The organism is Faecalimonas nexilis (assembly GCF_059731825.1).
On sequence record NZ_AP029189.1, the window covers coordinates 2,466,886 to 2,481,235 of the forward strand.

18 protein-coding genes are annotated in these 14,350 nt (G+C 39.6%); 6 read left to right on the forward strand and 12 right to left on the reverse strand.

The features are described 5' to 3' along the window. Positions 1-126: 126 nt before the first annotated feature. From AC6I5B_RS12495 to AC6I5B_RS12535, 9 genes are all read right to left on the reverse strand, one after another. The gene (locus tag AC6I5B_RS12495) at positions 127-813 is read right to left on the reverse strand and encodes a flavodoxin (RefSeq protein WP_055164066.1); all 687 of its coding nucleotides are present in this window, start codon (positions 811-813) and stop codon (positions 127-129) included. 45 nt (positions 814-858) lie between these two features. Next, positions 859-1,491, reverse strand: coding sequence for a flavodoxin family protein (locus AC6I5B_RS12500; RefSeq protein ID WP_237984774.1), 633 nt, complete (start codon positions 1,489-1,491; stop codon positions 859-861). A gap of 18 nt (positions 1,492-1,509) precedes the next feature. Beyond that, positions 1,510-2,397, reverse strand: coding sequence for an aldo/keto reductase (locus AC6I5B_RS12505; RefSeq protein ID WP_390387655.1), 888 nt, complete (start codon positions 2,395-2,397; stop codon positions 1,510-1,512). Positions 2,398-2,514: 117 nt separating this feature from the next. Beyond that, positions 2,515-3,441 carry a prolyl oligopeptidase family serine peptidase gene (locus AC6I5B_RS12510; protein ID WP_349063621.1) on the reverse strand — a complete coding sequence of 309 codons (927 nt, stop codon included), beginning with the start codon at positions 3,439-3,441 and terminating at the stop codon, positions 2,515-2,517. A gap of 23 nt (positions 3,442-3,464) precedes the next feature. Then, positions 3,465-3,608, reverse strand: coding sequence for a hypothetical protein (locus AC6I5B_RS12515; RefSeq protein ID WP_390387653.1), 144 nt, complete (start codon positions 3,606-3,608; stop codon positions 3,465-3,467). Beyond that, positions 3,589-4,143, reverse strand: a complete 555-nt coding sequence (locus AC6I5B_RS12520; protein WP_390387651.1) for a DUF4405 domain-containing protein — start codon at positions 4,141-4,143, stop codon at positions 3,589-3,591. The genes AC6I5B_RS12515 and AC6I5B_RS12520 overlap by 20 nt, the downstream gene beginning before the upstream one ends. A 158-nt stretch (positions 4,144-4,301) precedes the next feature. Next, positions 4,302-5,192, reverse strand: coding sequence for a LysR family transcriptional regulator (locus AC6I5B_RS12525; RefSeq protein WP_044919773.1), 891 nt, complete (start codon positions 5,190-5,192; stop codon positions 4,302-4,304). 164 nt (positions 5,193-5,356) lie between these two features. Further along, positions 5,357-6,280 carry an IS3 family transposase gene (locus AC6I5B_RS12530; RefSeq protein ID WP_025581343.1) on the reverse strand — a complete coding sequence of 308 codons (924 nt, stop codon included), beginning with the start codon at positions 6,278-6,280 and terminating at the stop codon, positions 5,357-5,359. After that, positions 6,277-6,570: a transposase gene (locus tag AC6I5B_RS12535; protein ID WP_025581345.1), complete on the reverse strand. Its 294-nt coding sequence runs from the start codon at positions 6,568-6,570 to the stop codon at positions 6,277-6,279. Before AC6I5B_RS12535 ends, AC6I5B_RS12530 begins: the two co-directional genes overlap by 4 nt. Positions 6,571-6,797: 227 nt before the next feature. Here AC6I5B_RS12535 and AC6I5B_RS12540 point away from each other — a divergent pair, with 227 nt between their 5' ends. The 5 genes from AC6I5B_RS12540 to mobQ all read left to right on the forward strand — a co-directional run bounded on the left by AC6I5B_RS12540 (position 6,798) and on the right by mobQ (position 11,009). Further along, positions 6,798-7,181, forward strand: a complete 384-nt coding sequence (locus tag AC6I5B_RS12540) for an adenylate cyclase (protein WP_148446802.1) — start codon at positions 6,798-6,800, stop codon at positions 7,179-7,181. An 18-nt stretch (positions 7,182-7,199) separates the two neighbouring features. After that, positions 7,200-7,916: a replication initiator protein A gene (locus AC6I5B_RS12545; RefSeq protein ID WP_390387648.1), complete on the forward strand. Its 717-nt coding sequence runs from the start codon at positions 7,200-7,202 to the stop codon at positions 7,914-7,916. Further along, positions 7,913-8,770, forward strand: coding sequence for an ATP-binding protein (locus tag AC6I5B_RS12550; protein ID WP_044922371.1), 858 nt, complete (start codon positions 7,913-7,915; stop codon positions 8,768-8,770). The genes AC6I5B_RS12545 and AC6I5B_RS12550 overlap by 4 nt, the downstream gene beginning before the upstream one ends. Before the next feature lie 170 nt (positions 8,771-8,940). Further along, entirely contained in the window at positions 8,941-9,162 is a 222-nt protein-coding gene (locus AC6I5B_RS12555; protein WP_014080783.1) for a DUF3847 domain-containing protein, read from the forward strand. Positions 9,163-9,299: 137 nt separating this feature from the next. Next, entirely contained in the window at positions 9,300-11,009 is a 1,710-nt protein-coding gene (gene mobQ, locus AC6I5B_RS12560) for a MobQ family relaxase (protein WP_390387643.1), read from the forward strand. 77 nt (positions 11,010-11,086) lie between these two features. Here the strand turns inward: mobQ and AC6I5B_RS12565 are convergent, their stop codons facing one another. Further along, positions 11,087-11,458, reverse strand: a complete 372-nt coding sequence (locus AC6I5B_RS12565; RefSeq protein ID WP_177297708.1) for a TnpV protein — start codon at positions 11,456-11,458, stop codon at positions 11,087-11,089. Positions 11,459-11,489: 31 nt separating this feature from the next. Next, complete coding sequence (gene rlmD / locus AC6I5B_RS12570) at positions 11,490-13,130, reverse strand: 23S rRNA (uracil(1939)-C(5))-methyltransferase RlmD (protein WP_497773379.1); 1,641 nt, start codon at positions 13,128-13,130, stop codon at positions 11,490-11,492. Positions 13,131-13,285: 155 nt separating this feature from the next. On the opposite strand from rlmD, the gene AC6I5B_RS12575 reads away from it, so the two are divergent. After that, on the forward strand, positions 13,286-13,702 hold the full coding sequence (locus AC6I5B_RS12575) for a hypothetical protein (protein ID WP_004610992.1): 417 nt from the start codon (positions 13,286-13,288) through the stop codon (positions 13,700-13,702). Between the two features lie 71 nt (positions 13,703-13,773). On the opposite strand, the gene AC6I5B_RS12580 is transcribed toward AC6I5B_RS12575, so the two are convergent. Next, positions 13,774-14,343 carry a CDP-alcohol phosphatidyltransferase family protein gene (locus AC6I5B_RS12580; protein ID WP_004610993.1) on the reverse strand — a complete coding sequence of 190 codons (570 nt, stop codon included), beginning with the start codon at positions 14,341-14,343 and terminating at the stop codon, positions 13,774-13,776. Positions 14,344-14,350: the final 7 nt, after the last annotated feature.

The following is a 14,350-nucleotide window of genomic DNA, read 5'->3' on the forward strand; positions in this document are numbered from 1 at the left end:
TATTTCAAACTTTACTGTAAGTATAAGAAAAAGAGACTCCGGACAGAAGTCTCTCTTTCTTAGGCAGTTTAAACCTAAAGGTTATGTCTTACTTATTACGATTCCTCCAAATATTTTTATATTCTTTTATAATCCAAGACTGTCTATCCATGAACTGATATCTGATTCAGACGCTCCACCATGGAATCGTTCCCCTTCTTTCCAGTCACCTGTTCCTGTCATCTCTTCCAGAAGATTACCGCTGTCACCGATTCCCGAGGTCGCTGCTGTACAGAATGGGATGACTGTTTTTCCTGTAAAGTCATTCTCTTTTACAAAGTTATCTACTGGCCATGCTGCAATTCCCCACCAGATAGGATAGCCAATGTATACCGTATCATATGAATCCCAGTTATCAACTGTTGTAGACACCAGTTCCACATCTCTTAAGCTCTCATCATCATGTTCTCTTGACACCCGGCTGTCATCATCTGTCCAGTCAAGGTCATCATCTGTATATGGCTCCACAGGCTCTATTTCAAACAGATCTGCCTCTGTAATTTTTGCTATCTTTTCAGCAACATCTTTTGTATTTCCTGAAGCTGAATAATATACAACCAATGTTTTTCCATTTCCTGTTGATGTATTTTCTGTTGTATCTGTAGTGTTTTCGGAATTTGTATCCGCTTCTTCATTTCCAGACTGGTTTGTACTTGTAGACTGGCTGTCATTATTAGAAGCAGACTGGTTGGTATTGCTTGCTCCACATCCTGCCATCAAACCGATTGCCACGATGCATGTTAAGAGTACTGCTGCTATTTTCTTTGTTTTCATTCTAAGGTCACCTCCTGTCGTATAAAATGTTTGTCACGCTAATTCCTATCGGATGAAATTGGTAAATACAAAATCCGGTGCCTTTGGCATTTCAATTCCCATTTTTGTCGCAACATTTTTACAGTTAATGAAATATGCCATATTGTTTCCAAGGATCTGCATAACCTGCATTCCTTCGAGATCCTGTTTTACTTCATCCGGATTCGTCCCATGTACCATATTCCAATATCTCGATGTGATAATCGGCATCTGCATCAGACCAAAATATTTATTTACCTGATCCCATGTGGCCGTTGTTCCGGCCCTTCTTGCTGAAATTACCACAGCGGCAGGTTTCAGGCGGAATCTGTCGCCGCCACCGTTTAAATCGGCATAAAAGGCTCTGTCCATAAAGGATGTGATTGCACCGCCTGCACCACCCCAGTGTACCGGAGTTCCAAATACGAATCCGTCATAATCCCCTGCTATTTCCAGAAATTCATTCACGATATCATCCAGGATGCATTTATTTTTTTCCTGACATTTTCTGCAGGCAATACATCCTGAAATCGGCTTGTTTCCAATCCAAAAAATATCTGTACTTATGCCATTTTCATTTAATGCACTGGATACTTCACAAAGAGCTGTATAAGTACAGCCATTTTTGTGTGGACTGCCATTGACAAGTAATACTTTCATTGATTTTTCCTCTTATGCTTACCAGTTCTTTTTTTCTTTTGAACTGTCATTATTCTTTTTTCTTTCCTCAACCATCTTCACGAACCATTCCACCATATTCGGATCCTGATGCGAGAAGAAGGAGCTTGTCTTCTTGTCCAGTTCTGCAATAGTCTTCATATCTTCATCAGAAAGTGTGAAATCAAAAACATTAAAGTTTTCTTCCATTCTCTCAATGTGTGTTGATTTCGGAATAACCACTACCCCTCTCTGAATATGCCAGCGAAGCATAACCTGTGCCGGAGTCTTCTGATATTTTTCTGCAATCTCTGCGATGACAGGATTCTCAAAGGTGCCTCCTCTGCCCTCACCGAATGGTGCCCATGCTTCTAACCGGATGTCATATTTGTCTGCCCATTCCTTCATCTCTTTCTGCTGATTGAAGATGTGGGTTTCCACCTGATTTACCATAGGTTTAATGCGGTTGAAGGATGCAAAATCAACCATTCTGTCTACATAAAAGTTGGAAATTCCGATTGCTCTGATTTTTCCCTCATCGTACAGATCTTCCAATGCATGGTAAGCACCGTAAGCATCTGAAAATGGCTGGTGAAGCAATACCAGATCCAGATAATCTGTCTTTAACTTCTTCATGGATTCAAGAAATGATTTCTTTGCTTCTTCATATCCATAATGTTCAACCCACACCTTTGTTGTAAGGAAGATTTCTTCTCTTGGAATGCCTGACTTTTGGATTGCATTCCCAACCTCTTCCTCATTAAAATAACTCTGTGCTGTATCAATCGCCCGGTATCCAACTTTTAAAGCATCAAGCACACATCTTTCACATTCCTCTTTTGTTACCTGATATACGCCATATCCCAGTATTGGCATTTTTACACCATTATTTAATGAAATATATTCCATTGTCGTATCCTCCTTGTTTTCTTTCATTCATCTTACATTCATACTATAATACTGATAGATTCCTTTGAGAAGTTTCGATAAGTTTTTCAGTCTTAACCTTTCGGTTTATTCTGGTTCTTACTGATTGAACAGCCATCCCATAATTTCTTTGTCACGACAAAACAGATAGCCACCGCCATGCTGATAAGTGACCGGTGTTCCTTCAAAGTAATCTTTATCTTTTACATCCAGTACCACCAGTTTATCAATCTCTGATTCCGATAATCCCTGTTCTTTGTAAAGCTCATGTATCTGCTGGTATGCCTCTTTAAAAGGTTCTGATCCATAGTATTCGTCGCTTTCGCCAATCACAAAATATACCGGCGTTTTCATCTCCACAACCGGCTCATATGCACCATCCCACTGAGAGCTGCACATAAGTGCCGCTGTATATAATTCCGGTTGCTTTGCCAATACCAGTGACAGGGTTTCTCCTCCTCCGGAATAACCATTAATATATACTTTCGATGTATTAATAATATAATGCGTCAGAAAATACTGTGTCAGTTCAATTGTCTGATCTGCTGATGTCTGTCCCCAGTCATTTAACTGTGGAGCTACAATAATCATATCGGTAATATACTTCTGTGCTTCAAATCCAAAATCTTCTGTCCGGATATTTTCTCCCACGCCCTGAAAATATAATCCCTGATATCCGGGTAATGTTACATATAGTGCATATTCCTTTGTCCCGTCATATGCATCCGGAATATATACATTGTAATGAATGTCCCCTTCATTTGGAGAATGAAGAACATTATCCAGGAGGAAGCCCCGGTATTCTTCGCTTCCCGGCGTAACATTTTCCAATTCATCTCCGGATGTATTTTTTTCTGTATTTTCTTTTTTCTCATCTGTCTTCTGCTGTACGGTCTGTACCTGGTTTATTGTTTGTTGATTCTTCTTTTCATCCCTGCCAGGTTTTAAAAAGTAGATATATACCATGATTACCATTGCTAAAATAACAACTCCAATAATTGTAAGTACTAATTTCCGCTTTTCCATAAATACACCACCTTCTTTCAGTATTAACCTTTTCGGTTTCTCTTACCTGTTTTCTTTAGAAACACTCCACTATAATATCCAATAAATGCTATCAATATCATTACTGCCAGATAATCCAGCAGAAAAGGAAAGATCCCCTTTTCATAATCATAAAATACAAAATGCATCCTCATAATCTCCTATCTGTCTCCTGTAAAATGCATATAAACCATAACCTGCAATTGTGGTTGCGACAGATCTTGCTGCCCATGTTCTGATGACGAATGGATGTTCCCATAATCGTCCTGCCATTGCTACCGCTATATTCCAATGAAATCCGAGATGTAATGACATCACAACCAGTCCCCAGTATGCGCAAAACATATGTATCTGTCTGGCTGTCATATATGTTCCGGAAATCTTTATCCATTTAAATATGTGATTTGACAATAATATTCCACTTATCATGGAACCCATTATAAGAATAAGCATGATGATAACCAGTACTGTCTGTATCACTCTGAACGCATTATATTTTCCTTTCCTTACAGAGGTCACCCATTTATGATTCAGTATGTGATGTGAAATAAAAAGCACAAGCATCGCCATACCAATCCACTCATGTGCAGTCTCGCTGAGCAGACTATATGGCATAAGAAGAAGCAAACATATCGTCATTCCTATATCTATCAATATTTTTGCTGTAAATCGTTTATTTTTCATATCCTACCTCTTATCTAAAGCATTCATATTGTCTTTATCTGCATATAGTATCCTCCATTTTCACTTCAGCTAAAGTATAACAAAACGAGACTCCATTAGAAGTCTCGTTTTGTTATTCAGTATTAACCTTTAGGTTTCTACTCGCATGTATTCAATTTTTATTTTACCTTGTTAATAGCATTTATCAGCCGCTTAACCTTAATGGACGGTTTTTTCGAATGAAGAATTCCAAACGGCATAGTATAATCCCACTCTACTGGAATGATTCTGATCAGTGGATGAACACTTTCCCAGCTCTTGAATGCCAGTAATACCTCATTATTGTTTTCGCATCGGTTAAATGCTTCTACATTGTACAGATTAAAGTCTACAATATTGATTTCAGGATGATTTTTCATCATATCATCCCTTAGCATATCGCCATAATAACTCCATCCTCTTTGCATGAGCATAAGATTTTCTCCAGCCAGATCATCAAGTGTAATTTTTTCTTTTTTTGCCAGCCTGTGATGAATTGATACCGCCACACAAAATGGTTCTCTTGAAATCTCAGTGCCATCACAGCCTCTGAGTTCAAGCATTGTTTCATCAAAGATTCCAGCTATCACATCAATATTCTTTCCCATATTAGCCAGTATCTCTCTTGCATTCTCTGGTGTATTTTCAAATGTAATCAATTTAAACTTCATCTCCGGATATATTTTCTGTATCTTAGGCCAAAGTTCCACAAAAACTTCCGGTGGCGTCATCGGAGATATTCCAACACGAATGATTTCTTCATTATGATTCATTGCTTCCTGCGCCCGTATCAACGATTCTTTTGAATATTGAATCAGATATTTTGCATCCTGATAGAGCGATTTACCAGCTTCCGTAATAATAAGACCTCTGTGTGTTCTTTCAAATAATTGCAAATTTAAGCTGTTTTCCAAAGAATTTATCTGTTTAATAACCGCAGGTGCACTTATATATAATTCTTCTGCCGCTTTACTAAAACTTCCAGCTTCTACAACGCAGATAAATGTATCAAGTTGTGGATTATACATCATGTAATTCACTCCTTTGTTCTTATATACACGTTAGCAATAACGTTTTTTATTTCTATTGGCTTAACACTTGATATTATACTTCAACTCAAAAAATATTGCATCTGGTCTTATGTCAAGAAAAAGTACAAATTAAATACAACCAATTTTCTCTTTTTATGTAATTGTTAACTTGCTAAGCTTGTTACAGTCGTTTCCAGATTTTTTAGATATTGTTCCTCATATTCATTTGGAGATAAATATCCACAATGACTATGAATACGGACGGTGTTGTAGAACGTCTCGATATATTCAAAAATCAATTTATATGCATGAGTATAATTGAAAATTTTGAAACGATTAATCCACTCTCGTTTTAAAAGGGCATGGAACGATTCTATGCAAGCATTGTCCCAAGGATAAGCCTTCTTGGAATAGCTGTGAATCATTCCTTCCGTTGCCTTGTGAAATGCTTCTGATACATATTGACATCCTCTGTCACAATGAAAAATAAGCGGATTTTCAATATGTCTGGACTGTTTTGCCTTTTCAATACATTTTACTACATGAGATGCCTCCAGCGTCTCACTTAGTACCCAGGAAATGATTTTTCTGGAATATAGATCCATAATACTGGTAAGATATACAAATCCTTCATATGTCCAAATATAAGTGATATCTGAGCACCATACAGCATCTGGATGTTCTGGATTAAATTTTTCGTTCAAAATATTTTTTAGTTTCTGGCTTAGATCAGAATCAATGGTTGTTTGAGTATACGGTTTGATCCATTGCGCTTTTATTCCCATTTGACGCATATAATTTCCCACTGTTTTTTCAGTAATAGTTTCTCCGGATTTCCGCAATTCAGCTGCAATTTTAGGAGCACCATAGTTTTGATGTGAATCATCATAAATCTTTTGGATTTTTTCTTTTAAAACAGTTCGACGAATAGACGTGTCCGAAGGAACCCGCTTCTTCCATGCATTATAACCAGATCGTGAAACGTCCAATTTTTTCAGTATCCCGCTGACAGAAACTTGACGTTTCACAGGCAGGTTGTTAATTTCTTCTACATATTTAGATGTAGCAGCGTAAAGAGTTTTTGTCATTTTCCCAGAATACCGATTGCTTTTTTTAACACTTCAAGTGCATCCTTTGTATCGCGTAATTCTCGTTGCAGACGTGCGATTTCTTTTGCTTCATCACTTGCGTAATTGCCTGAACCACGAGTAGGAACAGTTCCTTCATGTTCCTTTGCTGATTTCATCCAAGTCTTTAGTGCTGATTCACTAATTCCAAGATTTTCAGCACACTTACGAAGCGCAATCTCAGGATGCTCCAACCGATATCTTACTGCATCTTCCTTAAACTCTTGTGAATACCTTGTACCTCTTGCCATAACCATTCTCCTCTCTTGATCTATGACTATCATATAATATTTATTGAAAATGGTCATGTTTATTTTGTACTATTTATATTCTAACATCAATCTTTTTCTCAATTCCAACTCAATTTCCCCTCAATGCCTTTTTCCTCTGATTTTCGTATGCTTATCTCACAGCAAAGCAGTACCACACCGGTACAACCTGCTGAATCAATCAATACGATAAAAGGAGGGGATAAACCATGCAGAACAATATCCGCAACACAAACCTACGCTTTAATCTGGACAAAGAACAGCAGCGGAGAGCCTGGGAATATTTACAGACGATGGACAGGCAGGATTTTAAATCTTACAGTCAGGTAATCTCTCTTGCACTGGTAGATTATTTTGACCGCTACTACCGCACACAGGCTGATCCTTATCTGGAAACAAGAGAACGGGAAGAACTTTTTGTGAAACAGATTGTAGATGCAGTGGAAAACAGTCTGAAACAGGCATTGCCACTTTTTCTTTCCGGACTGACTGCAGGCATGGTGCAAAGGGAGCCCCAAATCAGGGCGTCCTTTCCAGCACCTGAAAATTCACTGCCAGATAGTGATGTAGACTGGGATTTTCTTGGCGAATAACTGATTGGAGGTGAACACATGACGGACTTTCTGACAGCAGACACCAACCTGCCATCTTATATGATGTTTCCCCGTTTTCTTCTGGACATGGAAATAAACGAAACTGCCAAAATGCTTTATATTATCCTGCTCGACCGGGCAAGGCTTTCCCAGAAAAATGAGGGCTGGTCAGATATCGATGGTCATGTGTTCATTTACTTTACAATTGAAGCACTGGCAGAAGTTCTCCACAAAAGCCAGATGACGGTTAAAACTGCTCTGGCAGTACTGGAAAAACAGGAGCTTATCTTCCGAAAACGGCAGGGACCCGGACAGCCCAATCGAATTTATGTAAAACTCCCAAAAGAAACCATCCACTATACAAACAGATTTCTTTCCCTAAGACAGACAGAAAACTGTCCTATTGACAGACAGGATTCTTTCCCTGATACAGACAGAAAACTGTCTGGTAATAAGAAAGAGATAAAAAAGAACAATTTAGCAATAAGAGGGAGTAAGGAGCCACTCTCACCCTATGGAAAATTTCAAAATGTTTTTCTGTCAGAAAAAGAGCTGGAAGATATCCGGCAGACAATCCCTGACTGGCAGGATTATATTGAACGCTTATCCGGTTATATGGCTTCTACCGGAAAGCAATATCAGAACCATGCAGCTACCATCATCAGTTGGGCAAGACAGGATCATCCTGCTTCCCGGCAAAGAAATTACGAAAGTGAGGAATACGAAACATTATGACAAAATTTACAGAAAAAGCAACCGCTATAACACCAAACAGAGAGATTCAGCCTGATGAATATTTTAACGAAACAGACCACCTGATCTACTGTTCCAAATGCAATACGCCAAGACAATGCCGGCATGAATTACAGGGAAAAGTTCTTATTCCTTCCATCCGCTGTAAATGCCAGCAGGAAATCTTTGAGCAGGAAGAAGCCCAAAGAAAACTTCATGAAAAACAAATGGAAATAGAGCATCTTAAAACCAGTGGCTTACAGGACAAAGCACTCTACGACTACACGTTTGCCAGGGATAACGGCATCAATCCGGAAATAAAACTGGCACACAATTATGTAAGTAACTGGGAAGAGATGAAATCAAACGCTTCCGGACTTCTTATTTGGGGTGATGTCGGTACTGGAAAATCTTTTTTTGCAGGCTGCATTGCCAATGCCCTTCTTGAAAAAGGCATTCCTGTACTGATGACCAACTTCTCTCGGATTCTAAATACCCTTACCGGAATGCATTTTGAAGACAGAAACCAGTTCATCAACAGCTTAAACCGCTACAGTCTTCTGATTATTGATGATCTCGGAATTGAGCGGAACTCTGACTTTGCACTGGAACAGGTATTCAATGTGATTGACAGTCGTTACCGCAGTAAAAAGCCCCTGATCATAACGACCAATCTCACTTTATCAGAGCTGAATAACGCCGCTGATATCGCACACAAACGAATTTATGATCGTATTCTGGAGAGATGTATTCCTGTCCGTATCAATAACCGGAATATTCGTCAGGACAATGCAACAGCTAATTTAAAACAGGCGAAAAAAATCCTGTTGAACAATCATGCTCCAAACCAGAATTGACTCAAAAAAGTATAACACAATGATTACTTTTCACTGACAGTGGTACTACTTTCTTTCCTCATTTATTACCGGAAATATGTCACTGTCAGTTATCTAAAACCATAGTACCAAACCAAAAGATTTTAAAACCAAAACTGCCCGGATACGGGCATAAAAAGGAGGTGCCAGATATGGCAGATAAAAAAATCATGACACCGGAAGAAAAAGCACTTTTACAGGCAAGACACCGCCAGGAAGAAGCCGAAGCAAGAAATCGCAAAAAAGAACGTGATGCCAGAACACACAGGTTAGTCCAGGAAGGAGCAATTCTGGAAAGTATTGTTCCCCATATTAAAGAAATGGATTTAGATTCCCTGAAACGGGAGCTGATGATCCGGCTACGGGGAATGTAAACGCACAAGTTCTACTCCCGAAGGGCGCACTTACTCACCACCTGATAAATCAGGCAGTGGTATCCCCTTCGGGGCTCGTGCGCTCTGCCGAGGGCTTTATCCGCTGTTGCAGGCAACATCGAAAGGAGGTGCCAGATATGGCAATTTATCATATGCAAGCCAAAGTCGTCAGCCGTGGTTCCGGTCGGTCTGCTGTTGCTGCTTCTGCTTATATGAGCTGTAGCCGCATGTACAATGATTATGACGGCATCCAGCATGACTATACCAGAAAGCAGGGGCTGATCTATCAGGAGGTGATACTTCCTCCAATGGCTCCATTGGAATGGAATGACCGGGAACAACTCTGGAATGCTGTGGAAGAAAACGAAAAGACCAAAGACAGCCGACTTGCAAGAGAATTTGTTGTCGCACTCCCCGTTGAGTTGAATAAAGACAGCAATATTTCTCTTCTTCAAGATTTTATTAAAAAGAATTTTGTAGATATGGGGATGTGTGCTGATTTTGCCATTCACGATATAGATGGTCACAATCCCCATGCACACATTCTTCTTACTGTCCGACCACTAAATGAAAATGGAACATGGCAGTATAAAACCGAAAAAGAATATCTCTGTATCAAAGATGGGGAAGAAAAAGGATTCACTGCTTCTGAATTTAAAACTGCTCAGAAACAGGGATGGGAAAAGCAATATCGCTATAAAGTTGGGAAAAAGAAAGAATATCTGACTCCATCTTCCGCACAGGAAAAAGGATATGAACGGATTGATAAGCACCCCAAGAGCAGCCGATATGGCAGACAGAATCCTATTTCCGAACAATGGAACAGTGATGAACAACTTTGCATCTGGCGGGCAAACTGGGCAGATGCCGTAAATGAAATGCTTGCACGTAATCAGATAAATGCTACCATTGATCACCGCAGCTTTGCAGATCAGGGAATCACCGAACAGCCAACCATCCATGAAGGCTACATTGCCCAGAATATGGAAAAGAAAGGCATGATAGCAGACCGCTGTGAAATCAACCGTCAGATTCGTGCGGATAACAAAATGCTCCGAGAATTAAAAGCAAAAGTAGCAAAACTGGCTGAAGCTGTAGAAAAGTCTATTCCAATAATTGCAGAAACATTGGAAGCAATCCGAAATCACATGATTTTTACACAATATCATTTGCTCCACAATGAGATGCAAAAAGAAGTGATCCATGACTGGATGAATCATTTTAATCCAATACTGAATAAATACAACACCGTTAAAAAGAAACTCAAAGCTAAAGTTACAGAGCGGAAAGAACTGAATGTGAAAAAAGAGAAAACCAGTATTTTGAATCCCATCCAGCATATAAAATTGAATCAACAGCTTACCACTATTACCGAAGAAATCGAAGAACTGAAATCAAGGAAAGAACAGCTAATCTTCCAGGCAGAATGCTCTACCGATAAAGATATGACGAATCTATCCAAGAAATACGACCAGATGAATAACAATCTTGATATCCTAGATTCTCAGGACATCTCGCTCAAAAAACAGCTTGAAAAAGATGCCGCCGCTTTCCGGGAAGAAAAATTTCGTCCTGAACCTGAACAGTATACAGAATTGCTGGACACCAGAATCCAGATACGTCCTGATTTCCGGGATAAGCTGATCGAGCAGCTCAAAGGTACTTTTGGTAAGTATTATGACTATCACCGCCGTGATATTGCAGCCAATGAGGTGGATTATCTCAATGTGGAGGATCCTGATGTTTTTTCCCATCGTACCTGGGAACTTGAATATCAGAGGAAACAGGAGATGCGGCGAAATCAGCCTGCTCGGACTAAGAAAAGGTCGTATGATATGGAATTATAATTTGGCTCTTCTTTGCCCATTATAAACACAAGAGCTGAACAAATAGGAGTTTTCTTCCTACCTGTTCAGCTCTTTGTTTACCTGTAAATCAATTCATTTAACACAATCTCTTCTGCCATATTACGAATACCATTTACCGCTCTGACCCATTCCATCTGGTCACAAGCTTTCAATTCTTCCGTAATGCCCTGCCTCTCCATCATCTGACGCACCAGAATATCCATTCTCTCCTGTGCTTCATCGTCCACAGTATTCAGATGTTCTGTCAATCTGTCTTCCAACATATACAGTGAATACATTGCCGGACGATGCTCTTTCAGATACGTTTTCCGCATCATTCCATATTTCCCATAATGCGGTTCTTCATCTGTACTGACAAGATTCGGATAGTAAATTCCGTCTGCACCAAGTGTGTAGGTTCCACCCATTTTTTCAAATGTGCTTTTCATGTGTTATTCCTCCTTGAAATCAGCGATGTCCTTAGATCATCGCATAATATTTCAGGGCAGCCTTGATAGCATCTTCTTTCTCTTTCGGGCATTGTGGAACTCTTGCATTTTCTGATTTTGGAAGATTATAGTTTTCTCCCACTTCAATTCCACATTTGCGTTTTACCTGAGAAATATATAAACTTGAAACCTTCAAGCCAAATTCTTTCAGCACATAATCTTTGATTTCCTGATAGGTTGCTTTCAACTCGGTACTGGTGGCATCCAGCTCGTCCAGGTCTAAGTCGATCTCTATCGTGTCATCTGGTTTTTGTTGGGACAAAAGAACAACCGTCTCCACATGCACGGTCTGACAAAATTGATCCACCGCCGTGCACTTCTCCACCCGATATCCTCTTGCCTGTATCATCTCCAGATCCCTCGCAAGACTTGTCACTTTGCAGGAAATATACACAATCTTATCCACCCCATAGTCCAATATCTTCGGCAGTGCTTTTGGGTGTATCCCATCTCTCGGAGGGTCCAGCACGATCACATCCGGTTTTTCTTCAATTTCATCCAGCACCTTGAACACATCACCTGCAATAAATCTACAGTTGGAAAGTCCGTTGTGCTCTGCGTTTTCTTTCGCAGCCTCCACAGCCTCCTCGACAATCTCCACGCCGATTACCTGTTTTGCAACCGGAGCTAAAACTTGTGCGATCGTTCCTGTTCCACTGAACAAATCAAAGACCGTCATGTTGTGGATATCCCCGATATAATCCCTCACGGTTTTATAGAGAATCTCCGCACCCTTTGTATTTGGCTGGAAGAATGAAAACGGTGTGATTTTGAAGTCCATATCAAGCAATTTCTCGTAGAAAAAGTCCTGTCCGTATAAAATTCGAGTTTCATCACTCTGTACTACATCAGATAAGGAATCATTTAAAATATGAAGAATTCCAACGATTTTTCCTTCCAGCTGCAATGCCAAAAGTGCGTCCACAAGCAAAGATAAATCGTGTTCTTCCTGTGTTGTTGTCACAAGGTTTACGAGAATTTCTCCGGTCTGATCACCACGGCGTAAAAGCAGGTGGCGAAGATAACCCACATGTTGCATTTTTTTATAATATGCCACATTTTTCTCTTTAAAATATTCCAATACACACAAGAGAATCTTTGTCATATCTTCGTGCACTAATTTACAATCAGCTGCTGTCAGCACATCATATGTGCTTCCCTTTTTGTGCAGCCCAAGTGACAGCGGACCGTCTTTGTATTCATCTCCAAAGGAAAATTCCATCTTATTACGGTAAGCGAACTCTTTTGGGCTTGCTTTTACCCCCTCAAATTCATAATCTTCCAAAATGGCGGCATCCAATATTTCTTTTACCTGATCACCTTTCATTTTCATCTGTTCCTCGTAAGACATCGTCTGGTACATACAGCCTCCACAGGCAGGGAAAATGCTGCACACAGGTTCTCTTGTCTCCAAAGGTGATTTTTCAAGAACTTCCAAAAGCCTTCCTTCCGCTTTCCCTTTTCGTATTTTGTTTACACAGAATTTTACCTTCTGACCTGGAATACCATTTTTTACAATCACTGATTTTTCCTCGCCCTCGACAGTCACCAGTCCTTTGTTCGGAAATGCTACTTTTTGAATAATGCCTTCATATACTTCTCTCTTTTTCATCTATATAAAATCCTCTCTATACTTTTCATTTATTGTTTTATTCTATCAGTTTCCAACTTTTTTGCCAACCAAAAGTGAACAATCTTTCCAAAATGTATTGAGTTCTTGCCTTTTTCCATCTATAATTTTAGTAATACAGATTGAGGAGGGATTTCATGAATTGGAAAGAACAATGGATTGCCGCTTTAGACAAAGAACATCTATTCGAGAACTCAAGCCACCGGACACGTTTCAAAGAGCTTTTAGACTGTTTCGCCGATTATCCATTTTTCACCAAAGGGCTCTGTAAATGTATGTATCTGTCCGCTTGGGATGAAGAGCATTTCTGCATTATGCTCTCGATGCTGACTGAGATGAGTCTTGAGCATGAAAAAAATACAGATGAGATGCGTACTCAGGGGGATGTTCTGATTGCAGAACAACCTGAAGAAGAGGCATATATTTACCGGCTTTCAAATGCGTTTTTAGACGATATGCCATTTCAGCTTGACGATCCGCAAAAAGTGCAGCCTGATATTCTGCATATTATCCAAAAGGCATTGCACGCATCTGACATCATTGATCGGCTCTAATAAGCACTGCAGATCACATGAAAAAAAGAGTTCGATTTGCTTTCGCATACCGAACTCTTTTTTACATGAAATTATGCTTCGCTCAATATTTTTTTGTACACCGGAATATACAGTATAAATGACATCAAAAGCAGAAAACCGCTCAATACAATCAACATATTCGCAATTTGCTCCTGAATATTCGGCGCCAGAATCAAAATAAACATCACAACATAAAGCACTGCTGTCGATACTTTTCCGAACCACTTCGCACCGTTTAACATTTTCCCTTTTTTCAGAAGAATCACGCCCATAATTCCCATAACCCCTTCTTTGATGACAAACAGCACCACAACCGGAATCAGCCATTGGAAACGGAACGACAAAGAAAATACAATCGCTGCCTGTGTTAATTTATCTGCAACCGGGTCAACAATCTTTCCCAGGTTAGTAATCATATTGAATTTTCTTGCAATAAATCCATCTAAAAAATCGGTAATTCCTGAAATTCCAATAATAACTGCCGCCATATGGAACTCTGCAATCGAATCTGCTGTCACATATCTCCATACGATCAGCGGAAGTAACAATATCCGAAAATATCCAAGTATATTCGGGATAGAAAAAATCTGCTTTCTAAGCGGCATATCACTTGTTATCATATGTATC

Excerpts from the sequence above, each read along its gene's own strand:
- AC6I5B_RS12510 (WP_349063621.1), bottom strand. The coding sequence starts at position 3,441 with ATGGAAAAGCGGAAATTAGTACTTACAATTATTGGAGTTGTTATTTTA.
- AC6I5B_RS12575 (WP_004610992.1), top strand. The coding sequence starts at position 13,286 with ATGAATTGGAAAGAACAATGGATTGCCGCTTTAGACAAAGAACATCTA.
- AC6I5B_RS12500 (WP_237984774.1), bottom strand. The coding sequence starts at position 1,491 with ATGAAAGTATTACTTGTCAATGGCAGTCCACACAAAAATGGCTGTACT.
- AC6I5B_RS12505 (WP_390387655.1), bottom strand. The coding sequence starts at position 2,397 with ATGGAATATATTTCATTAAATAATGGTGTAAAAATGCCAATACTGGGA.
- AC6I5B_RS12525 (WP_044919773.1), bottom strand. The coding sequence starts at position 5,192 with ATGATGTATAATCCACAACTTGATACATTTATCTGCGTTGTAGAAGCT.
- AC6I5B_RS12495 (WP_055164066.1), bottom strand. The coding sequence starts at position 813 with ATGAAAACAAAGAAAATAGCAGCAGTACTCTTAACATGCATCGTGGCA.
- AC6I5B_RS12550 (WP_044922371.1), top strand. The coding sequence starts at position 7,913 with ATGACAAAATTTACAGAAAAAGCAACCGCTATAACACCAAACAGAGAG.
- rlmD (WP_497773379.1), bottom strand. The coding sequence starts at position 13,130 with ATGAAAAAGAGAGAAGTATATGAAGGCATTATTCAAAAAGTAGCATTT.
- AC6I5B_RS12555 (WP_014080783.1), top strand. The coding sequence starts at position 8,941 with ATGGCAGATAAAAAAATCATGACACCGGAAGAAAAAGCACTTTTACAG.
- AC6I5B_RS12565 (WP_177297708.1), bottom strand. The coding sequence starts at position 11,458 with ATGAAAAGCACATTTGAAAAAATGGGTGGAACCTACACACTTGGTGCA.
- AC6I5B_RS12530 (WP_025581343.1), bottom strand. The coding sequence starts at position 6,280 with ATGACAAAAACTCTTTACGCTGCTACATCTAAATATGTAGAAGAAATT.
- AC6I5B_RS12535 (WP_025581345.1), bottom strand. The coding sequence starts at position 6,570 with ATGGCAAGAGGTACAAGGTATTCACAAGAGTTTAAGGAAGATGCAGTA.
- AC6I5B_RS12580 (WP_004610993.1), bottom strand. The coding sequence starts at position 14,343 with ATGATAACAAGTGATATGCCGCTTAGAAAGCAGATTTTTTCTATCCCG.
- AC6I5B_RS12540 (WP_148446802.1), top strand. The coding sequence starts at position 6,798 with ATGCAGAACAATATCCGCAACACAAACCTACGCTTTAATCTGGACAAA.
- AC6I5B_RS12545 (WP_390387648.1), top strand. The coding sequence starts at position 7,200 with ATGACGGACTTTCTGACAGCAGACACCAACCTGCCATCTTATATGATG.
- AC6I5B_RS12515 (WP_390387653.1), bottom strand. The coding sequence starts at position 3,608 with ATGCATTTTGTATTTTATGATTATGAAAAGGGGATCTTTCCTTTTCTG.
- mobQ (WP_390387643.1), top strand. The coding sequence starts at position 9,300 with ATGGCAATTTATCATATGCAAGCCAAAGTCGTCAGCCGTGGTTCCGGT.
- AC6I5B_RS12520 (WP_390387651.1), bottom strand. The coding sequence starts at position 4,143 with ATGAAAAATAAACGATTTACAGCAAAAATATTGATAGATATAGGAATG.